A 20584-nucleotide genomic window follows, 5' to 3' on the forward strand; every position below is an offset into this window, starting at 1 on the left:
TAGCTCTCCCTTTGCGCAGACTGGCCGATACTGCTAGGAGGCAGAGAGAGGGTTAACGATATGAATCTGTGGGTGAAAGGGGCGTTGGCCGCGGTCGGGCTGATGGTGTTGGGGGGCGCTGCGTTTTGGTTCTTTGCCGGAACCTCATCACAGGGGCCCGCCAATCCCTGGTATCAGGGGGCTGAAGGATATCAGCAGGCGCAGCAACAGGCGCTGGCGTTGGGCTATCCGCTGCTCTATGTGCTGGAGACCCCCAAGTGCCGCCGCTGCGGCGATCTGGAGAAGAAATTCTGGCAGAGCAAGGAGATGGCTGGTCCGCTGGCCCGGTTGGTGAAAGTGCGGCTCAACCCGGGCAAGGGGGATGGCAGCGAGCAGATCCTGCGCCGCTTTCCCAAGGTTGCCACGCCGCCCGGCATCTATATCCAGCAGCCGGGCCAGCCCCTCAGGCCCATCAAGATAGTGGTGGATATCGACCAGATCTGGATGCCGGGAAAAACCTGGCAGCGGGGCTTCTATATGCCGCTCTCCGGGGCCGGATTCGAGGCGGTGGTGCATACCACCCTGGCCTTGCAGGATCCCGCACTGGACAATGCCCCCCTCGATTGAGGGGGACAAAAGGCATGGGCGCAACGAACAGGCTGGATCAGCCGAAATCGAACAGTCGCGACATCAGCACCGCATCTTCCCTGTCGTTGCCGGTGCCGTAGTAGTCGGCGCGGCGGCAATACTCGGCAAAACCTGCGCTCTCGTAGAGGTTGATGGCGGTCTGGTTACCGGCCCGCACCTCGAGAAACCAGGCCTCAGCCCCGGCTTGCTTGCTGCGCGCCAGATAGGCCTGCAACAGCGCCCGTCCCAACCCCTTGCCCTGAAACGCCGGATGAACACAGATATTCATCAGCGAGCTGTCACCGGCCACCAGATCCGAGATATAGAAGCCCGCCGGGCGACCATCGACCAGCATCAAGCCGTTGAGATAGCGAGGACCGAAGCAGGAGAGCAGGTTGGCCTCACTCCACGGCTCCTTGTGAGCGGCTTGCTCGATGGGGTAGACAAGGTCGAGATCGCTCTCGAGCAGGGGACGAAACTCAGGCATGGGGGCTCCGGATGGCAAGATGTTGGGCACTGGGGTTGGCAGAGGCGGCATTTGTAAAATCAGGTAAAAAGAGCGGCATCACAGTGGGACTTGGCGGCATGATGCAGGATCACGCCGCGCTGGCCGCAAGGTGCTGGCGCAGCTGTTGCCACAGGGCGCGCTTTTGCGCGGCGCTGGGGGCGAGCGGGCAGATCAGCGCATTTGGCCGCGCGGGGTTGGCCTCCGTCAGCCAGAGCAGGGGGGAGGCGCCCGCCGTTTGCAGATCGGCAGGCGGCAGCTCGCTGAGCAGTGAGACCTCGTCGGGGGTCATGCCGAGCAACTGGCAGATATCCGCCAGCAGCGTGGTGGCAGGCAGCTGAGGCGCCAGCAACCAGAGTTTGCCGCTGGGCAGCGGAGCGCGGGTGGCCAGTGCCGTCTGGCCCGGCTGTGTGGCGTTTTGCTCAAGCTCGGGAGCGGGTGCTGCGCCCAGCAATGCCGGACGACGCAGTTGCCAGCTTTGAATGCCCATGCGGGCCAACATGCTCTGACGAACGGGATCTTGCATTTGAGGCGACTCACTCTTGATCTGCATTGGGGAAAATTGTGTTGCGCAGGGTACACTCGAACCGCTTTTGCTGCACCCTTTGCAACGCATCATCTGGCGCATGCGGGCATGGTGCTCATCACGACACTGGCTATGCATGGGCGCTGCACGTTGCCGATACGGTATCGCACTGCCCTTGCGTTTTTTCCTGCCAGAGGCGGGTATTGTGCGGCAAGAGATACCAGAATAAACATCATAACAAGACAAAACCCAAGGTCGAGCAAATGGATATCGCGCCTTGGGGCTAACATCATCCCAGCTTCGGAACACTCTCTATGTCGTCTTTAGCTCAAGCCCAGAATCCTGCGCGTCTTATTCCCATCCAGGAGCGATTGCCCCGGCTGCTGGCCGCCCTCGGGGAGGGGCTCTACGAACGGCAGGATGCCTTGCGCCTCGGTCTGCTGGCTGCCCTCAGTGGTGAGAGTGTCTTCTTGCTGGGGCCACCCGGTATTGCCAAGAGCCTGATCGCCCGCCGCCTCAAGCTGGCCTTTCACGACGCCCGCCACTTTGAATACCTGATGACCCGTTTCAGTACGCCGGAGGAGGTGTTCGGCCCCCTCTCCATTCAGGCGCTGAAAGAGGATGGCAAATATCTGCGCCTCACCACGGGCTATCTGCCGGAGGCCGAGGTTGTGTTCCTCGACGAGATCTGGAAGGCGGGCCCTGCCATCCTCAATACCCTGCTCACCGCCATCAACGAACGACAGTTTCGCAACGGCGACAGCCAGCACCCCATCCCGATGCGCTTGCTGGTGACTGCCTCCAACGAGCTGCCAGCGCCGGACAGCGGGCTGGAAGCGCTCTACGACCGGATGCTGGTGCGGATCTGGATGGACCGGGTGCAGGAGAAAGCCAACTTTCAATCCATGCTGGCCAGCGATGGCCACGCCCACCAGAACTTGCCGGAATCCCTGCAGATCCGGGGGGATGAGTACGAGCAGTGGCAGAGCCAGATTGAACAGGTGCGCTTGCCGGATGCCTGTTTCGAGCTTATCTATCAGCTGCGCCAGCAGCTCGACAGCCAGCTGGCCCATCGCTGCTATGTGTCGGATCGCCGCTGGAAGAAGGCGGTTCGGCTCATCAAGGCGAGCGCCTTCTTCAATGGCCGCGATGAGGTCGCACCGGTAGATCTGCTGCTGTTCAAGGATTGTCTCTGGCATGACGAGGAGTCCCGCACCGCCCTGCTGGAGATGATGACCGAATTCTCCCGTCTCTACGGCTATCAGCAACTGGCGATGACCCGTCAGCTACTCGCCCTTCGGGATCAGTTCAAACAGCTCAAACAGAGCGTGGCCCAGCGCCTTTGCACAAAGGCCCGCCAACGCAAGCAGTGGTTTGGCCGGCGGGCTCGGGGCATCGAGATCCCGCTTGCCAATGCCAGACCCTTTGGCAAGCAGGTGCACTTCCATCTGCTCACCCCGGCGCCGCTGGATGGCAGCGATCCCGAGCGTCTCACCCGCACCCTGGTGTTCGATCGCACCTTGCTCTCCCATTGGCATCCCACCGGTGAGGCGCTGGTGGGTTATGAGTTCGGCAACCCGAAAGAGGGGCATTACGAGCTGGTGCTGGACGATGAGCTACGGCTGCAGGTGCTCGATATCCAGCGCCAGCAGATCCCGTTGGTGCTAATGGAGCGCAACGCCATCCCCGAGGTGGTGCTGGCGCCCTGGTTGCAGTCGCTCGACGAGCAGCTGGTTCAGGTCGGCAAGGTGATGCAGATGCTCAAGCAGCAGCGCAGCCTGTTCGAGCGTCACCAACAACACCTCTTTATCGACTCACGCTGGTTGCAGCAGGTGGAGGACAGCTTCTTCGTGCTGAACCGGGATCTCGAACTGCTGCGTAGCGAGCTGACCCAGTGGCGCGAGCGGTTGCCAAAGCTGGACGAGTAAGGAGCGCTCATGCTTGAGATCGGCATGCTAGATCTGGGGCTCCTGATTGGCGAAGGGGAGCTTGCGGGTGAGGTGGCGCTCCTGCTGGCGGCCTCGCCCAAGATTTCCGAATTTATTAAACGCTCCCCGCTACAGGGCAAGCTGCTGAAAAAGCGCCTGCATAGCTGGGGTGAGCAGCTTGGCGAGGAGATCCGTCACAAGCCGGTGCCGGTGGCGCTGGAGCAGGAGTACCTGCTCTATCAGGCGCATCGGCAACTGCCGATGACCGAGCTGATTGGTCGCCTGCCCGGCCTGCTGGAGTCGCTGGAGCAGTACAGCCCCTTCGCCGGTGAGGCCAGATCCTTGGTGCGCCAGTTTATGGCTCACCCCACCGAGGGGCTGCGCCAGCTCTTTATCGACAAGTGGCGCGCCAGTCTGGTGGGGAGCCTGTTGCAACTGCAGCAGCAGATCGCCGAGGCGGAGCGGGAGAAGCAGCGTCAGGAGATTGAAGATCAGCTGCTGGCGAGCCGCACCCTGGCCGATGCCCTCGATCCCAACAAAATCTCGGCTGGTGGCCTGTGGGATCTGGCTCAGGGGCACTGGCACAAGCGCAGTCTGGTGCTGGTCAAGCAATACGCCCGCATGTTGCAGCGTGAGCCTTTGCTGGCGGAGATTGCCGGTCTGCTCGGGCGCAGCGAGCGGGATCGCCGGGCGCAGGAGCAACCTGTGCCGCCGGTTCAGGTGCTGGAGCTGGAGCCAGCACCCAGCGACGATGTGCCGGACGATTTGGTGGGCATCCATCAGGCGAGCGATCTGATGCGGCTGCTGCCAAGCGAGGCGGTGATGCTGGGGCTACCGGAGCTGGAGCTGGAGTTCTATCGCCGCTATCTGGAGCGGCGTCTGCTCAGCTACCAGTCGCGAGGCACCTTGCCGCGCCAGCGCATCATGCTGCGCACTCCGGAGCTGGGAGGGCGGCAGTTGCAGCAGCGAGGCCCCTTTATCGTCTGCGTCGATACCTCCGGCTCCATGGGCGGCTATCCCGAGGAGTGTGCCAAGGCACTCTTTCTGGCGCTGCTCAAGGTGGCGATGGATGAGAAGCGCGGCTGCTACCTGATGCTCTTCTCCACCGAGGTGGCGACCCTCGAGATCACCGCAGATACCGGGCTGGACAAGGCGGAGCGCTTCCTCTCCATGAGTTTTCACGGCGGTACCGATCTGGTGCCTTGTCTGGAGAAGGCGCTGGCCAAGCTCGATGATCCTGCCTTTGCCAAGGCGGATGTGCTGGTCATCTCCGACTTTATCGCCCAGAGCCTGCCCCATCCCCTGCTCGATCAGATGAACCGCTATCGCCAGCGTCAGACCCGTTTTCACGCCGTCGCCATGTCCCGCCACGCCAAGCAGGCGCTGTTGCGGGTCTTTGACAACAGCTGGCTGCTCGATTGCGGCCTGCGCGGCCGGCTGCTGCGGCGCTTTCAGCATCACTAGTGACTGGGAGGGGGCAACCCCTCTTGGTTGTTATCCCGCCTCCTCTTTTTCGCTGTGTGTCCCCGCTTTTATTCCAACGCGATGATATCGCAGTAAAATGTGACTAGCCTGCCATTCGGGCCTCTGTCCGGGTGATAGCTTTTACAACCATTGTTACAGGGGAAAGATGGTGATTTTCCGGCATCGGCTTGCCCGATGATCTTTCCCATTGATCCGGAGTGTGTATGAGCCGACTTGCCTTGCTGCTGTTGCTGGCGGTGTTCGGGCTGGCAGCCAAACCCTTGTCCCCCGAGCAGTTGGAAAATGAACTGGGAGGGATGGAGCGGGTCTACCAGCCGATCGAGTTGCTGCGGGAGCGCGTTGCCCGTTTGCAGCGGGACGGCAACGCCTATCCGCCGTCGCAGCAGATGCGTATCAGTCGTCTGGCTTGCTGGGCCCAATCGGCCGATGACATGCAGGAGTCCCGTACCGCCATCGCCAATGCGGAGCGGATGCTGGCCATTGCGCGCGAGCAGGGTGATGACGCCGCCGTGGCGGAGCTGACGATTTGCCGCGGCTGGTTCAATCAGCTGCTCGGCGAGGTAGCGAAGGCTCGTCAAAATTACGATGAGGGGCTGCGGCTGGCAAGAGAGGCCGCCTTGCCGAAGCTGGAGGCGCTGGCGCTGGCCCGCCGGGGGGCCATGCTGTCTTTTCAGGGGGTCTCAGGCCAGGGGCTGATGGATCTCACCAAGGCACACAATATCTACGAACAGTTGGGGTTGCCCACCTGGTATCACCAGGCGCAGCGCGAGATTGCAGCCACATTTCGTCGTATGGGCCTCTATTCCGAAGCGCTCGCACCCTCAACCGGTTGAGCGAGCATTTTGCCAGAAGTCACGACGGGTTTGGTTCAGCAAGGCTAAGTGATCAATTGGCTATGGTCTATCTGCAGACCGGGCGTTATCAGGATGCGCTGGGCGAGCTTGAACGCAGCGCGGCCTTTTATAATCAGCCTCAATATCTGATTGAGCATGCCGAACGCATGGTGATGCAGGCCGAGGCTCTGCTCGGGCTGGATCGCCCCGCTGATGCCGGACGCTTGCTGACACAAGCGGCGGAGGTGCTCTCTCCCGACGTTGACCCCATCCTCCACGCGCATCTCGAGCTGGTGCGGGCGAGGTTGAGAGTCGAACAGCAGGAACCGGCGCCAGCCTTGCGTGCGCTTTTTGCTCGAGCTCTACTGGGTGCGCAGTCGGGCGCTCGAGTTGCAAGGTGACTATCCGGCAGCACTGGCCGCATTGTGGGAGCATCTGGTGCAGGAGCAGCGGCTCGATCAGCTGTTACGGGAACAGAGCACGGCCTGGGTTCGCGGCGAGTTCGAGCTGGCCCGTCAGGAGGGGGAGAACGAGCGACTGCGAGTCGAGCAGCGACTGCAGCAGCAGGAGCTGGAGCAGGTCAAGGAGCGTCGGTTCTGGCTGCTGGTGGTGATGGTGCTCTGCGGGGTACTGGCGCTGCTGACGATGGGGTGGCTGCAGGATCGCAACCGTCGGATGCGTCGTCTGGCCTTTACCGATGAGCTGACCGGCATCAACAACCGCCGTCGGGTGCTGCGGCAGGGCAGTGATATGTTGGCGCAGGCTCGCAGGCAGGGCACGCCATTTTGTCTGCTGGTGTTCGATATCGATCACTTCAAGCGGATCAACGATACCCTGGGACATCATCAAGGAGACAGGGTGCTGCAATGGGTCTCTCGGGCGGCAGATCGTCAGCTGCGGCATCAGGGTCAGTTGGGGCGTACCGGCGGAGAGGAGTTCTTGATCCTGCTGCCGGATACCAGCCTTGAAGAGGCGTGCCGGGTGGCTGAGCGGATCCGTTACACGGTGGCCAACCGGGCGTTGCCCGGTATGTCATACCCGGTAACCATCAGCATCGGATGTGCCTCTTTGCGAGACGATGATCAGGATCTGGCGGCCTTTATCCAGCGTGCCGACAATGCTTTGTATCGTGCGAAAGAGGCGGGGCGCAACCGGGTGGAGACAGACGAGTGACGGGCTGGGTATTGTCACTCACCACGGTGTCATCGCTATTGGGGAGCACGCTGATACGGCGATGATGCTCGTCCCCTGCGCTCGTTCTTGCCTGCGATGACAGATTGGCAAGCGCGAGCGCAGAAGAGCGTCAGAAGGGCGTTATGCCCAGGCGCTGCCGCCATTGAGGTGAAGCACCTCACCATTCATGTTGTTATTGCTCATCAGGAACAGTGCGGCCTGCGCATAATCCTCTCCCTCACCCAAGCGTTTCAACGGCAGGCTTTGCGCCACGGCAGCCACTTTTTGTGGGTCATTGCCCAGCGCTTTAAGCAGCATGGGAGTGCGCATGGGGCCCGGGTTGATGACGTTGATCCGACGGGGGGTCAGCTCGGTAACCAGACTGTGAGCCAGCGTTTCAACCGCGCCAGCTGCAACGGCAGGGAGTGCCTTACCTGGTTGTGGACGGCGCGTCACCATCCCGGAGGTGAGCACGACGGAGCCGCGTTCGGACAGTTTGGGTGCTGCGGCGCGGATCGCATGAACACTTCCCCAGAAGCGGCTGTCCATGTTGATTTTCAAGTCTTCGATGGCAGCGGTGAGAAAGCTGCCTGGTCGCATGACGGCGGCGGTAATGACGAGATGATCCAGCGAATCCAGCTGGCTGAAAAAGTGATTGACGGAGTCGACGTCGAGAATATCCAGTTGATGGCCACTGGCATTTGGGCCCAATTCAGCCAGTGCTGTGGCAAGCTGCTCACGGCTGGAACCGCAGATAATGACCTTGGCGCCTTGCTCGATCGCTTGTTGGGCGGTGGCCAGGCCAAGACCCGAGGTACCACCGATAATGACGATCTGTTGATTGTGCAGGGTGGAATGTTTCATGTAATGACCTCTCCATTATGTAGATACGATTTACATATTTGTAGCTGGATAGGGAAAGTCCAAGTATGAAAATTTATCAAGAGTGGTTGTTGCTGGCATGGGGAGGAGGCCAAGTCCACGTGGTCCGGATGCTGCCATCCGATTCGGAGTGTTTGATTTTCTGTTCAGTTGGAACCTGTGGAACGGCTGAGCGGCCAAATTATCATCTCTTGTCAGGCTGGGTATTTTTCACTCGCGCGGGTATAATGTCGCGCAATTTTGCTTTGACTCAGGCGAGAAGACCCATGTAACGCAACCCTCCTCCCTCTCTCCACCAGGTTGGCAAAACGCCAGCTGGCGTGGCTTTCGTTGCGTATACATGTGCCGTGAGCGGCATTCCGGATTTATTCCCACGGTGGTTGATGCCACCGCTCAATAGAAGAACGTTGAATTATGTCAGCTGAATTTCTGAGTGAAGTCTCCAAGAGACGCACTTTTGCGATCATTTCGCACCCGGATGCGGGTAAAACCACCATCACCGAGAAAGTCCTGCTGTTCGGACAGGCCATTCAGCGCGCCGGTACCGTCAAGGGCCGTGGCTCGGGCCAGCACGCCAAATCCGACTGGATGGAGATGGAGAAGCAGCGTGGTATCTCCATCACCACCTCGGTGATGCAGTTCCCCTATGCCGATTGTCTGGTCAACCTGCTCGACACCCCGGGTCACGAGGACTTCTCTGAAGATACCTACCGTACCCTGACCGCGGTCGACTGCTGCCTGATGGTCATCGACGCCGCCAAGGGTGTTGAAGACCGGACCCGCAAGCTGATGGAAGTGACCCGTCTGCGTGATACCCCCATCCTCACCTTCATGAACAAGCTGGACCGCGAAGTGCGCGATCCGATGGAAGTGATGGACGAGGTGGAGCGCGAGCTGAAGATCATGTGCGCCCCCATCACCTGGCCGATCGGCTGTGGCAAATCCTTCAAGGGTGTCTATCACCTCTACAAGGATGAGACCTATCTCTATCAGAGCGGTCAGGGCCACACCATCCAGGAGAAGCGGGTGGTCAAGGGGCTGAACAACCCGGATCTGGATGCCGCCGTCGGTGAAGATCTGGCCCGGCAACTGCGTGACGAGCTGGAGCTGGTGCAGGGCGCCTCTCCCGAGTTCGATCACGATGCCTTTATCGCTGGCGAGATGACCCCGGTCTTCTTCGGTACCGCGCTCGGTAACTTCGGTGTTGACCACATGCTGGATGGCCTGACTGACTGGGCGCCGTCTCCCATGCCGCGCAAGGCCGAGAGCCGCGAAGTGGTGGCGACCGAGGAGAAGTTCTCCGGCTTCGTGTTCAAGATCCAGGCAAACATGGATCCGAAGCACCGTGACCGTATCGCTTTTATGCGTATCGTGTCAGGCACCTACAGCAAGGGCATGAAGATGCGCCATGTGCGTATCGGCAAGGATGTGAACATCTCCGACGCCGTGACCTTTATGGCCGGTGACCGTGAGCAGGCGGAAGACGCCTTCGCTGGTGACATCATCGGTCTGCACAACCACGGTACCATCCAGATCGGCGACACCTTCACCCAGGGTGAAGATCTCAAGTTCACCGGTATCCCGAACTTTGCGCCGGAACTGTTCCGCCGCATCCGCCTGCGCGACCCGCTCAAGCAGAAGCAGCTGCTCAAGGGACTGGTCCAGCTCTCCGAAGAGGGCGCGGTACAGGTGTTCCGTCCGCTGATCAGCAACGATCTCATCGTCGGCGCGGTCGGTGTGCTGCAGTTTGACGTGGTGGTTTCGCGCCTGAAGAGCGAGTACAACGTCGAGGCCATCTATGAGGCGGTCAACGTTTCCACCGCCCGCTGGGTGGAAGGGACCGACGTCAAGAAGTTCGAAGAGTTCAAGCGCAAGAACGAGGTCAACCTGGCCCTCGATGGCGGTGACAACCTCACCTATATCGCACCGACCATGGTCAACCTGCGCCTGGCACAAGAGCGCCACCCCGACGTGGAGTTCCGTCAGACTCGCGAGCACTGATCACCGCTGGTTTGCTTATTGGCAGATAATCAAAGAGACCCCGCTTCGGCGGGGTCTCTTGTTTTGTGCCGTTTTGTCTGTTTAAGGAGGGATGCAGGGGGAAATGGTTCAGCATATACCAGTCGCAAGCAGCCCTCACCCTAGCCCTCTCCCGGAGGGAGAGGGAACCATCAGAGGTCTGCCTGAAAGATCGCGGAAGTGTTTTTGCCCCCTTATCCCCCTGCGCGAGAAGGGCTGGGGATGAGGGAGTTCTACTCCAGGTCTAACACCATGCAAATCTCGCAATCCCCGTGGCCGGTGCAGCCAAGGGGGGCGGGCAGGTGTTCAAAGCCCAGTGATTCGTACAGGCTGGTAGCCTCGCGCAGTACCTCTGTGGTCTCCAGATAGCAGCGTTGATAGCCCAAACCGCGAGCGGCATCCAGTGCCTGCAATACCAGCCGTTTGCCAAGGCCCAGTCCGCGCAGGGCGGGCATAAAGTACATCTTCTGCAGCTCGCAGACTCCCTCTTCTCCGGCCAATGGCGCGATACCACCACCGCCGAGGATGGAACCGTCCGGCCCTTCGATGACCCAGTAGCGACTCTTCTCCCCCTGATAGCTCTGGGAGAGGGTGTCGAGATTGGGATCGGATACCCCATAGCCCTTGTCTGCGGTGAGGCCATATTCGGCCGAGACGGCGCGGATCACCAAGGCGATCTGGGCATTGTCCGCCGCCGTGATGGGGCGGATCTGGTAACCCCGCTGGCGACGGGCGCGGGAGAGGGCGCTGCGATAGAGCCGCAGCCCTTGCCACAGCTGTTCCCGCTCGGACAGGCTCAACTGCGCCAACATCTCTTCCATCGCCCCGTCCATCTCCCGGTGCAACTCCAGCAGCATCCCCTGACCGTTGACGGTGAGGCGTGCTTCCTTGCTGCGGCCGTCGGAGGGGTGCGGGTGCCAGCTGATAAGCTCCCGCTCGGCGAGGCGGGCCAGCGGACGGCTGGCGTTGGATTTGTCGATGTGCAGCTTTTCTGCCAGCTGCTGATTGGTGGCCGGGGCGTTTTCCAGCTCGATCAGCAGGTGAGCCTCGATGGGGGTGAGGGCCAGATTGCCGCACTGCTGGGAGAGCATGCCGAGTTCGCGAACCAGATCGCGCGACAGGGCGCGCAGGGGACGGGGATCCATGTCGTGGTTTCCTTTTTAGTTGTGCATGACAACTAAAATAGCGTAAAAGTTGTAATTCGCAACCTTTTGGCTGTGATGGCTTGCAGAATTTGGGGTGAGCGGCAGCCCCGTTGATTGGGCAGCCGCAGGTGGGGCGGTCGTCAGGCGGCGGCTCTGATCCCCAGTTCAGGGCGGCGGGAGAAGCAGCGGGCGAGCAGCAACATGGTGGCGACGCCTATGGTGCCCAGCACCAGCCAGGGGAGGGCCGGTTGTCCCTGTTGCAGCGAGAAGTCATAGAGGGAGCCGCCGCCCACATAGCCGGTCATGCCTCCCAGCGCCAGTCCGAGGCGGCTGAAGCCCATGTAGCTGCCGCGGGCTGTGGGGTTGGCCAGCCGGGTCATCAGGGTCTCCCGGGCCGGTTCGCAGATGATAATCCCCAGATAGAAGCAGGCCAGCAGCACGAAGATGCCGGAGAGGGTGCTGACGAAAGCGACCAGCCCGATCCCCACCGTCATCAGCAGGATACCTGCCATCAGGCGGCTCTCCAGCCGATAGCGTCGCTCGCTGAAACGGGCGATAGGGTAGAGCAGCGCCAGTGACAGCGCCGTTTCCAGGCTGTACATCCAGCCCACTGCCGTGGTGGTGCCGGAGAGCTGCTTGACCAGAATGGGGAAAATCAGCATCACCTGTACCCACAGCATGTAGTAGCCGCTCAGGATCAGTACCAGTCGGCAGAAGGCGCGATCCGCCAGCACCTGTCCCAACCCTTCCCGCATCGGAGTCGGTTTGACTGAGAGGCGGTAGGCGGGCAGCAGGGTCCAGTTGCACAGGGCCGCCAGCGTGAAGAGTCCGGCGCCCAGCAGGCAGACGTAGGTGAAGTCAAAACGCAGCAGCCAGCTGCCGAGCAGCGCACCGGTGACGGCTCCCGCGCTCTCCAGCATCATCAGCAGGGAGATAAAGCGGCCCCGCTCATGGGGACGGGTAAATTTGATCACCAGTGCGGCCCGTGGCGGGTCGAACAGGCAACCGCCCAGACCCGAGAGGAAGCAGGAGAAAATCAGCATGGCGCCGCTGTCGGCCCAGGCCAGGGTGGCAAAGCCGACGGCGCGCAGCAACATGCCGGTGACGATGAGCGGGCGGGCGCCGAAGCGGTCGGCCAGCGAGCCGCCGAAGATCCCCAGCCCCTGCTGGGTCAGCTGGCGCAGGCCGAGGGCCAGCCCCACCAGACCGGCCGCCCAGCCGAGTTGATCGACGAAGCGCAGGCTGATCATCGGCATCACCACAAAGAAACCCAGGATCACCAGTGTGGTATCCAGCGCCAGAAACCAGCGCCCCCAAAACCTCGCCCTATCGACCATAACGCCCTCTCATTCACAGATACCTTCATTCTGGAGAGGGTTTAGATATAGTGGTAGACGACAACTACCTATATTTCATATCAGGATTATTTATGTCTATGGATCTGGACGATCTGCAACTGCTGCTGGATGTGGCCGAGCTGGGCAGCTTCAGTCAGGCGGCGGCCATTCGTGGCTGGTCACAGCCGCTGGTGAGCCAGCGGATTGCCCAGTTGGAGGAGAGCCTTGGGGCGCCGCTGTTTCAGCGTCATCGGCGTGGCGTAACGCCGACCCGTGCCTGCGAGGAGTTTCTGCCATCGGCCCGCTCTGCGCTGGCGATCCTGAGCGAAGGGCGGCTGGCACTGCAGGGGGCGCCTGCGCTGCCTTGTATCCGTCTCTCCAGCCTGCCATCCCTCACTTCGGTGGTGTTTGGCTCGCTATTGATGGAACTGGTGGATGAGCCGTTTGAGATCCGCTGCACCACGGATCACTCCGGCGAGATCATGCAGTCGCTGCTGACCGGCGAGGCCGATATCGGCTTTGTGCTCAAGCGTCCGCCGGTTGCGGGCCTGCAGATGGAGCTGCTCTGTTGCTCCCCCATTATCGCTATCGCCTCGCCATTGCATCCGCTGGCCGGTTGTCACGGCCTCACCCTGGAGGATATTGCCGACCAGCGGCTGGCGCCTCAGGTATGGGGGCCGGGGTGTGACGTCTTTATCCAGCAGTTGCGGCGGCTGCGACGGGCCGCCAGCCCCCTGCATGCGGTGCAACCCGCCAGTGCAGCGCGGGATCTGGCGCTGGAACACGGGTTTATCACCCTGATGCCGGAGCTGGCCATCAAGCGGGATCTGGAGGTAGGGCGGCTGGTCAGGCTCGATGTGCGCAATCTGCCGCAGGAACATTGGGACGTGATGATGGCGTGGCGCGGTGGCAAGCGGCCCAACCAGGCCCGGGAGACCGTGTTGGCCACCGCCCGCACGCTGGCGAAACGGTGGCGCAATGAATAGAGCGATGCGGGACAAGGCCCGCATCGGGTGGATCAGTAGCTGGCCTTGAGGGTTACGCCACTGAACGCGGAAAACCCTGACAGCTGCACATGCCAGGTGCCCGCCTTGGGATTGGTGAAGGAGCAGCTTTCGTTATTGCCCCCCTTGTAGGGACGGCAGTCGTAACTGCTGCTGGTGGGGGCGCTGCCAAAGCGGACGTAGAGGTCGGCATCACCGGTGCCGCCGCTGCTGCTGATCTGCAGCGACCTGGTGCCCGCCGGTACGTTCAGGGTGTAGTTGAGCTTGCCACCCTTGCTGGCGGCGAGGTTGCTCACCAGCACGCCGTTTTGCAGTATGTTGTCGCTCGGTGGCGGCGTGGTGCCGCAACTGGCATCGACCCCGACGGTCTGGAAGGCGCGTGCCACATCCGCCTGACTGTAACCCAGATCGGCGGTCGCCCGGCTGACGCCGCAGGCCCCTTGCTGGTAGTTGGTGTTGGCGCCCCAGTAGAGGCGGTTGGCCAGCAAGAACACTTCAAATGCCTTGCGGGTGTTCCAGCCACTGCTGGTGGCGAGCAGGTAGAAGGCGCGGTTATAGACCCCGGAGCTGTGGTGTACATCCATCCCCTCCTGATAATCTGCCGCATGGCCGATGGATCTGCCATCCCGGGTCGGATCCTCGAAGTAGCGCAGGGAGCCGTTGCCCTTGAAGATCTGGGCGCCGACCAGCCAGTCGTTGCTCCCCTTCATGTAGAACTCGGCCGCTTCCCCCGCCATATCGGAGAAGGCCTCGTTGATGCCGCCGGATTGTCCTGAATAGATCAGCCCGGAGTTCTGCTCGGTAAAGCCGTGGCTCACCTCGTGGGCCGCCACATCGAGGCTCACCAGCGGGTGGAAGGTGGTGGCGCCGTCACCGAAGGTCATCTGGCTGCCATCCCAGAAGGCGTTCTCGTAATTCTTGCTGTAGTGAACCCGCATCTTCAGTTTGAAGGTGAGGGGCGCCGTGTTGTACCAGTTGCGGTACATGTCGAACACCACGTTGCCGAAGTAGTGGGCGTCGTTGAGGGGCGAGTAGGCGCCGTTGATCTCCTTGACCCGGTTCTCCGGGCAGGTGAACTGGTGGATGGCGCCGCCAGAAGTGGCGTGGTTGAGGTTGATGGTATCGACGTTGGGGCTGGTCATCTGGCAGTTGTCATCGACTACGAGCGGGCCAAAGTCGGTGCCGTAGACGTATTTGCCGGTCTTGATGTTGCCCCCCGGGCCGGTGGCGTCCTTGTGGTTGATCCCCTCCCAGCGTTTGAGCTCCTCACCGCTCTGGGCATCAAGAATGACGAAGGGGCGGCTTGGCTTGTCACCTTCCGCAACGAAGGAGACCTGATAGACCAGTCGGGCCAGACCGTTCTCGTCCTGCATCACGTAAAGCTTGATCTGCTCGTTGCTCCCCTTGCTGCCCGCCTTGGCCTTGCTGGCGGCATCCTGTGGCGAAAGGGTTGCGACCGGGCTTGCCACATCCTGATCGATCTGGCGCAGCATGCGTCCACTGGCCTGTTGCAGCTGGCCGTTCAGGCTCTTGTCAGCCACCACCACCTGACCCATTACCGGGATGCCGTTCCAGACCTGCTCGTAGCGGATCCGCTGCTGGCCGTTGGGCAGCTTGACCACCCGCACCTGACGAAACTCGCCATCTTCCAGCTGCAAGGTACCACTCGCGGCACTGAGGCCTGTCATGGCCCGGATGCCGTTTGCCGTTACGTTGATCTCTACCTCTTGCGCCGCCAGTGCGGCGCTTCCCCAGCAGGCCAGCGCAACGGCCAGATAAATTTTATTCATCTCTTCTTTCCTTAAATCGATGAGGTTGATAAACCGACCGAAGGTCGGGCGTTTTGAAGCTAGTGCCGGTGGGGGAAAGTGCCCCCTGTCAAAAGTGACAGCGCAGCACAAAGGGGTAGCAGGATCTGCCAAAGTGCCGTTTGGGGGGATTAATCGGCGTCATGTGGAGAGCATTATCCGGTTTCAGACACCCACCCTCCTCTTTTGAGGGAGGAGAGTACGTGCGCTGTCACCTTCTGCGAAGCCTGCCGGAGAGGGGCCGTAAAAGTGGCTGGCGCGGCCAGTGGCGATTGGCTACATTGGGTGCTGATTCGCGATTTGAGCACTGATTTGAAAGGAGAATCCCATGTTTTCATGGCAGTTGGACGACGAGCTTGCGCTGCTCTTCTTGCAGCCCGATATGGCGAGCGAACTGTTTGCCCTCTGCAATGACAACCGGGAGTACCTCTCCCAGTGGCTACCCTGGCCGCCACTGATCCAGCGCCCCGTCGACAGCGCCCTCTTCATTCGCAGTGCTATCGAGAAGTTCGCCCGCGGCGAGGGGCTCACCACCGCCATCGAGTATCAGGGGGAGGTGGTGGGGGTCATAGGTTACAACAGCATCGATCACGACCTTGGCAAGGTGGTCATCGGCTACTGGCTGGCGGAGCGCTGGCAGGGTAACGGCATCATCACCCGGGCCTGTCAGGCCCTGATCCACCACGCTTTTGAGGAGATGGGGGTGGAGAAGGTGGAGATCAGCGCCACCACCGATAACGAGCCCAGCAGAGCCGTCTGTGAGCGGCTCGGGATGCAGTTGGAGGGGGTGACCCGGCGCGCAGAGCGGCTGGGCAACCGGATTGTGGATCACGCCCACTACAGCTTGCTGCGCGATGAGTGGCTAAGACAGCGGGAGTCCTGATGGCGCTGCCACATATCAAGACGGCTCGTACCCACCTGACCATACTGTCGCCGGATCAGGCCCCCATGATGCTCGACTTCTACCGGCGCAACCGCGCACATCTCGCCCCCTGGGAGCCGCTTCGGGACGAGCACTTCTACACCCTCTCTTACTGGCATGCCCGGCTGCAGGACAGCTACAGCCAGTTCTTCAACGGCACCGGCGTCAATCTGGTGGCCCTCGATCCGGCTGGCGAGCGGGTGATCGCCACCTGCAACTTCAGCAATATCCTGATGGGGGTCTTCAAGGCGTGTCATCTGGGCTATGCCATCGACCAGCAGCATCAGGGACAGGGGGTGATGGGAGAGGTGCTGTCAGCCGCCATCGACTACCTGTTTCGGGAGCACGATCTGCATCGCATCATGGCTTGCTATATGCTTGTCAATCAGCGCAGTGGTGCCTTGCTGGAGCGGCTCGGCTTCGAGCGTGAGGGATTCGCGCGGGCGTATCTGATGATCAATGGTCGCTGGGAGGATCACATCCTCACCTCGCTGATTAATCCGGCCCCCTGATTGTCAGATAAAAAAACGGGCCCGAAGTTGCCTTCGGACCCGTCTTCGAATGAGGTGCAGGCTTAGTTGGCCTTGGCATCGCTCACTGCAGCTTCAACCTTGGTAGCGGCTTCGGTAGCAGCTTTTTCTACGGTTGCAGTCGCTTCGGAGGTGGCCTTCTCTACGGTAGAGGTGGCTTCGCTAGCGGCTTTTTCTACAGTGGCAGCAACTTCGGCGGCCGGAGCAGCAGCAGGAGCGGCAGCTTTTTCTTCTTTCTGACCGCAAGCAGTCAACATCAGACCCAGGATACCGGCTACCAGTACTTTGTTCATGTGCATTCCCTCAAATAAATATGGAGAGATGGTCTGTGCAACCATCACAGCGCCCACCGTTGCCCGGTATTGAAACAAGAAGCCGGGAGGCAGCAGGCGGGCGCAATATAGCCCCATTAGTTACCGATGAAAACGGATATCACAATGACATTTTTTCGTGCCGTTGATAAAAAGCTCCACTGCAACGACTGATATCAATACAAGATGCCGTCAAATAGCGCTGATTGCACAATAAAACACCGCTTTGCTGCCATCTTGTGGCGGTTTAACAAGATCAAGGTTGGTCAAGTGCGGCCGATGACCCGCACCTTAGTCAGACAGCTTTTGACAGGGCAGCCGTTTTCCCTCAAGGTGGCTCTGACGGGCCAGATCCAGCAGCGCCATCACCGCCAGCGCTTCACTTGCTGGCACCGGGTTGCTCCCTTCGCCCTTGATGGCGGCGCAGACACCGCGATAGTAGGCGCCATAATCCCCCGCCTCACCCACCACGCTCTGCTGCTGCAACTGACCATCGACAATGCGGCTGAGCTGACCGGGTTCGCTATCCACGCCCCAATCAGCTGCGGGTGGCCGTTTGCCCAGCTTGAGCTGATCTTCCTGCACATCCATACCGAATTTGACGAACGAGCCCTGACTGCCGTGAATGACAAAGCGGGGCATGGTGGCCGATACCAGACAGCTGCCATGCAGGATCACTCGCATCTCGCCAGACCGTTCACCATAGCCCAGCACCACATGGAAGTAGTCATCAGCCAGGGCGCCGGGGCGCTGTCCGGCAAGGTCTGCCTGCAGCCAGTCCGGTTGGCCGAAGAGCTGTAGCGCCTGATCCAGTACGTGGGGGCCGAGATCGAACCAGAGGCCGGAACCCGGGCCACCCGCTTCGCGCCAGCGCTGGCGCACTTCGGGGCGATAGCGATCGAAGTGCGATTCGAACTGGGCTATCTGCCCCAGACTCCCTTCTACCAGCAGACGGCGCACGGTAAGGAAATCCCCGTCCCAACGGCGGTTGTGGAAGATGCTGAGCAGTCGCTGCTGTTTTTCAGCCAGTTCGACCAGCGCTTGCGCCTCGGCCAGATCCAGTGCAAAGGGCTTGTCGATCACCACATGTTTACCTGCCAGCAGCGCCTGGCGGGCGAGGGGGGCATGGGTGTCGTTGGGGGTGGCGATCACCACCAGATCGACGGTCTCATCGCTTAGCACCTCCTCCAGTGAACCGACCCGGCAGCCGGGCAGATCGGCCTGCACCTTGGCAGCATCGCGGCTCACTACCCAACTCAGGGACAAGCCCGGCGTGGTGGAGAGGAAGGGGGCGTGGAAGGTTTTGCCTGCAAAGCCATAGCCCACCAGGGCTGCGTTGAGAGTGTGGCTCATCGGGAGTTCTCCGCTGACATCGAGTGAGTGGGGTTGCCATCGCAGGCAATCTGCCGGATGGCCATACGCTGTAAAGGCGATACAAACGAGAAGGGGGCCGATGGCCCCCTGAGTGTGCCCATCAGAGCACAGGATTTATTGCAAACACAAGCGGCGGCCGCGTCGGGTCATCAGCATCACCAGAGGCGGCAGCAGCAGCCACATATGCAGCGCCAGCTGGCTGAGCGGGTCGTGCATCAGGGCGCAGGTCAAGCCAACCAGGGCGCCGGAGCCGCTCATCTGGAACAGGCCGAGCAGGGCGGCGGCGGTACCGGCGCAGTGGCCGAACGGTGCCAGCGCCATCCCGGCAGCCGAGCCCAGAATCATGGCAAAGCCGATGCTGGAGAGGAATACCGGCCCCATCATCGCCAGCGGATGTTCGATGTGCATGGCCAGAGTCAGGGTGATGGCCGAAAGCATCAACACCAGCAGGCCGATGCGCAGGGTGCGTCTTGGCCCCACCTTGGCGATAAAGCGCGGCGCCATGAAGCAGGCCAGAATGTTGAGCGCGGCGTTGGCGGTAAACCAGTAGCTAAAGCCGCTCATGTCCAGCCCCAGTTTCACCATCAGCTGCACCGGTGCGGCGGTGACATAAGCGAGGATCACCGCCATCGCCAGCATGCACAGCGCCGCATTGAACAGGAAGCTGGGGGAGCGCAGCACCGGGCTGTAGCGGGACCAGCTGATGAGGGCCCCTTCACTGCGGGTCTCCTCCGGGCGGGTCTCCGGCATCCGCCACATCAGCCAGCTGCCGACGATGAGCGCATAACCGGCCATAAACCAGAAGTTGGCAGACCAGCCCGCCTTGGCGGTGAGCCAGCCACCGAGCAGGGGGGCCAGCGCAGGAATAAAGCAGATGGCGCCATTGAGATAGGAGATCATCTGACCGCTCTTTTTCGGGCCATAGCTGTCACGCACCACCGAGAAGGCGGCGACCGAAGTAGCGCAGGCGCCGAAGCCCTGCAGCACCCGGGCCAGCATCAATTCACCGAGGCTGGCGGCAAAACCGGCCCCCAGCGCGCTCAGGCCATAGAGCAGCACGCCGCCCAGCGCGATGGGCTTGCGACCGTAGCGATCGGCCAGCGGGCCAACAAGCAGTTGCCCCAGCCCCATGCTGAACAGGAACCAGGTGATGGTGCCCTGCATCAGCGTCACTTCGGCGCCCAGCTGCTCGGCCATCTGCGGAATGGCGGGCAGGTAGATGTCGATAGCCAGCGGACTGAACAGCACCAGTAGTACGAGTAAAAGTATCAATGGCATCTGTCACCTCTTTAGTCAGCCAGGTTAATGAATTGGGGCGCGAGTCTACTGACTCACAGTAATGAATAGAAATGGTATTTAATCACTTTGGTTATTCCATTATGGAAACATGTATTAAAAAGCTGGTTATTCGATGGCGGCAAATCCCCCGTAACCCCATCACAGCGGGTGTAATTGACGCTTTTACTAAACGCTTGCGCCGCATAGAATGCGCAGATTATTTTTGCGGAGGTGCTCGATGAACAAGCTTGTCCTGGCAACAGGTAACCAGAAAAAGGTGAAGGAATTGGCCGCCATGCTGGCCGATATGAAGATCCAGGTGATCCCACAGAGCGAGTTTGCGGTCTCCGATGCCGATGAGACCGGCACCACCTTCGTCGAGAATGCCATCATCAAGGCCCGCCACGCCGCCCGCATTACCGGTCTGCCCGCCGTGGCCGATGACTCCGGTCTGGAAGTCGATCTGCTGCAAGGGCGCCCCGGCGTCTACTCCGCCCGCTTTGCCGGTGTGGGTGCCGGCGACAAGGCCAACATCGAGAAGCTGCTCGGCGAGCTGCAAGGTGCCCCCGAGTACCTGAAGAGCGCCCGCTTCTGGTGTGTGCTGGTCTATATGCGCCACGCCGACGATCCCACCCCCATCATCTGTCAGGCGAGCTGGGAAGGGATGATCATCGACGAGCCGCGCGGTCAACATGGCTTTGGCTATGACCCGGTATTCTTCGTGCCGCATCACGACTGCACCGCCGCCCAGATGCCCGCCGAGCTGAAAAACCAGCTGAGCCATCGCGGTCAGGCGCTGGCCAAGCTCAAAGCGGCGCTGGCTGCGGCGCACTGAGTCACTTCGCCACCTTGTCGGTTACACACGGTCAATTACACATAGTCATCTACAATGGGGGCCTTGAGCCCCCGTTTTATTGG

At 61.0% G+C, this 20584-nt stretch carries 20 protein-coding genes; 11 read left to right on the forward strand and 9 right to left on the reverse strand.

Translation table 11 applies throughout. The features are described 5' to 3' along the window. Nucleotides 1-102: 102 nt before the first annotated feature. A complete protein-coding gene (locus tag NOM06_RS14140; protein WP_370688925.1) occupies nucleotides 103-606 on the forward strand; it encodes a hypothetical protein in 504 nt (167 codons plus the stop codon). 37 nt (nucleotides 607-643) lie between these two features. Here the strand turns inward: NOM06_RS14140 and rimI are convergent, their stop codons facing one another. Both rimI and NOM06_RS14150 read right to left on the reverse strand, forming a co-directional pair. After that, nucleotides 644-1093: a ribosomal protein S18-alanine N-acetyltransferase gene (rimI, locus tag NOM06_RS14145; protein ID WP_255912014.1), complete on the reverse strand. Its 450-nt coding sequence runs from the start codon at nucleotides 1091-1093 to the stop codon at nucleotides 644-646. A 109-nt stretch (nucleotides 1094-1202) separates the two neighbouring features. Beyond that, on the reverse strand, nucleotides 1203-1637 hold the full coding sequence (locus tag NOM06_RS14150; protein WP_255912016.1) for a DNA polymerase III subunit psi: 435 nt from the start codon (nucleotides 1635-1637) through the stop codon (nucleotides 1203-1205). Nucleotides 1638-1951: 314 nt separating this feature from the next. Between NOM06_RS14150 and NOM06_RS14155 the strand changes: the two genes are divergently transcribed. From NOM06_RS14155 to NOM06_RS14175, 5 genes are all read left to right on the forward strand, one after another. Then, nucleotides 1952-3565 (forward strand): ATPase RavA domain-containing protein, encoded by a 1614-nt coding sequence (locus tag NOM06_RS14155; protein ID WP_255912018.1) that lies wholly within the window; start codon nucleotides 1952-1954, stop codon nucleotides 3563-3565. Between the two features lie 9 nt (nucleotides 3566-3574). After that, the gene (viaA, locus tag NOM06_RS14160) at nucleotides 3575-5029 is read left to right on the forward strand and encodes an ATPase RavA stimulator ViaA (RefSeq protein ID WP_255912020.1); all 1455 of its coding nucleotides are present in this window, start codon (nucleotides 3575-3577) and stop codon (nucleotides 5027-5029) included. A 224-nt stretch (nucleotides 5030-5253) separates the two neighbouring features. Then, a complete protein-coding gene (locus NOM06_RS14165; RefSeq protein ID WP_255912022.1) occupies nucleotides 5254-5883 on the forward strand; it encodes a hypothetical protein in 630 nt (209 codons plus the stop codon). Between the two features lie 62 nt (nucleotides 5884-5945). Continuing rightward, on the forward strand, nucleotides 5946-6284 hold the full coding sequence (locus tag NOM06_RS14170) for a hypothetical protein (protein ID WP_255912024.1): 339 nt from the start codon (nucleotides 5946-5948) through the stop codon (nucleotides 6282-6284). Then, nucleotides 6226-7056 (forward strand): GGDEF domain-containing protein, encoded by an 831-nt coding sequence (locus tag NOM06_RS14175; RefSeq protein WP_255912026.1) that lies wholly within the window; start codon nucleotides 6226-6228, stop codon nucleotides 7054-7056. The genes NOM06_RS14170 and NOM06_RS14175 overlap by 59 nt, the downstream gene beginning before the upstream one ends. A gap of 141 nt (nucleotides 7057-7197) precedes the next feature. Here NOM06_RS14175 and NOM06_RS14180 read toward each other — a convergent pair whose 3' ends face one another. After that, entirely contained in the window at nucleotides 7198-7920 is a 723-nt protein-coding gene (locus NOM06_RS14180) for an SDR family NAD(P)-dependent oxidoreductase (RefSeq protein WP_255912027.1), read from the reverse strand. A gap of 432 nt (nucleotides 7921-8352) precedes the next feature. Here NOM06_RS14180 and prfC point away from each other — a divergent pair, with 432 nt between their 5' ends. Then, nucleotides 8353-9939: a peptide chain release factor 3 gene (prfC, locus tag NOM06_RS14185; RefSeq protein WP_005349018.1), complete on the forward strand. Its 1587-nt coding sequence runs from the start codon at nucleotides 8353-8355 to the stop codon at nucleotides 9937-9939. Nucleotides 9940-10190: 251 nt separating this feature from the next. Here the strand turns inward: prfC and NOM06_RS14190 are convergent, their stop codons facing one another. Both NOM06_RS14190 and mdtH read right to left on the reverse strand, forming a co-directional pair. Beyond that, nucleotides 10191-11102 (reverse strand): bifunctional helix-turn-helix transcriptional regulator/GNAT family N-acetyltransferase, encoded by a 912-nt coding sequence (locus NOM06_RS14190; protein WP_255912029.1) that lies wholly within the window; start codon nucleotides 11100-11102, stop codon nucleotides 10191-10193. Between the two features lie 140 nt (nucleotides 11103-11242). Then, nucleotides 11243-12439: a multidrug efflux MFS transporter MdtH gene (gene mdtH / locus NOM06_RS14195; protein ID WP_255912031.1), complete on the reverse strand. Its 1197-nt coding sequence runs from the start codon at nucleotides 12437-12439 to the stop codon at nucleotides 11243-11245. Between the two features lie 92 nt (nucleotides 12440-12531). Here mdtH and NOM06_RS14200 point away from each other — a divergent pair, with 92 nt between their 5' ends. After that, nucleotides 12532-13425: a LysR family transcriptional regulator gene (locus NOM06_RS14200; RefSeq protein WP_255912033.1), complete on the forward strand. Its 894-nt coding sequence runs from the start codon at nucleotides 12532-12534 to the stop codon at nucleotides 13423-13425. Between the two features lie 32 nt (nucleotides 13426-13457). Here the strand turns inward: NOM06_RS14200 and NOM06_RS14205 are convergent, their stop codons facing one another. After that, a complete protein-coding gene (locus NOM06_RS14205) occupies nucleotides 13458-15233 on the reverse strand; it encodes a M4 family metallopeptidase (protein ID WP_255912034.1) in 1776 nt (591 codons plus the stop codon). A gap of 346 nt (nucleotides 15234-15579) precedes the next feature. Here NOM06_RS14205 and NOM06_RS14210 point away from each other — a divergent pair, with 346 nt between their 5' ends. Together NOM06_RS14210 and NOM06_RS14215 are read left to right on the forward strand one after the other, a co-directional pair. Continuing rightward, nucleotides 15580-16134 (forward strand): GNAT family N-acetyltransferase, encoded by a 555-nt coding sequence (locus NOM06_RS14210; protein ID WP_255912035.1) that lies wholly within the window; start codon nucleotides 15580-15582, stop codon nucleotides 16132-16134. Continuing rightward, nucleotides 16134-16685 carry a GNAT family N-acetyltransferase gene (locus tag NOM06_RS14215; RefSeq protein ID WP_255912036.1) on the forward strand — a complete coding sequence of 184 codons (552 nt, stop codon included), beginning with the start codon at nucleotides 16134-16136 and terminating at the stop codon, nucleotides 16683-16685. The genes NOM06_RS14210 and NOM06_RS14215 overlap by 1 nt, the downstream gene beginning before the upstream one ends. A gap of 62 nt (nucleotides 16686-16747) precedes the next feature. Here the strand turns inward: NOM06_RS14215 and NOM06_RS14220 are convergent, their stop codons facing one another. The 3 genes from NOM06_RS14220 to NOM06_RS14230 form a co-directional block, all read right to left on the reverse strand. After that, nucleotides 16748-16996: a hypothetical protein gene (locus NOM06_RS14220; RefSeq protein ID WP_005340533.1), complete on the reverse strand. Its 249-nt coding sequence runs from the start codon at nucleotides 16994-16996 to the stop codon at nucleotides 16748-16750. A 309-nt stretch (nucleotides 16997-17305) separates the two neighbouring features. After that, on the reverse strand, nucleotides 17306-18367 hold the full coding sequence (locus NOM06_RS14225) for an oxidoreductase (RefSeq protein WP_255912037.1): 1062 nt from the start codon (nucleotides 18365-18367) through the stop codon (nucleotides 17306-17308). A gap of 135 nt (nucleotides 18368-18502) precedes the next feature. Next, nucleotides 18503-19666, reverse strand: a complete 1164-nt coding sequence (locus tag NOM06_RS14230; RefSeq protein WP_255912038.1) for a multidrug effflux MFS transporter — start codon at nucleotides 19664-19666, stop codon at nucleotides 18503-18505. Between the two features lie 238 nt (nucleotides 19667-19904). Between NOM06_RS14230 and rdgB the strand changes: the two genes are divergently transcribed. Next, entirely contained in the window at nucleotides 19905-20501 is a 597-nt protein-coding gene (gene rdgB / locus NOM06_RS14235) for an RdgB/HAM1 family non-canonical purine NTP pyrophosphatase (RefSeq protein WP_255912039.1), read from the forward strand. Nucleotides 20502-20584: the final 83 nt, after the last annotated feature.

Source organism: Aeromonas sp. JL9, from assembly GCF_024436075.1.
Classification (GTDB): Bacteria; Pseudomonadota; Gammaproteobacteria; order Enterobacterales; family Aeromonadaceae; genus Aeromonas; species Aeromonas veronii.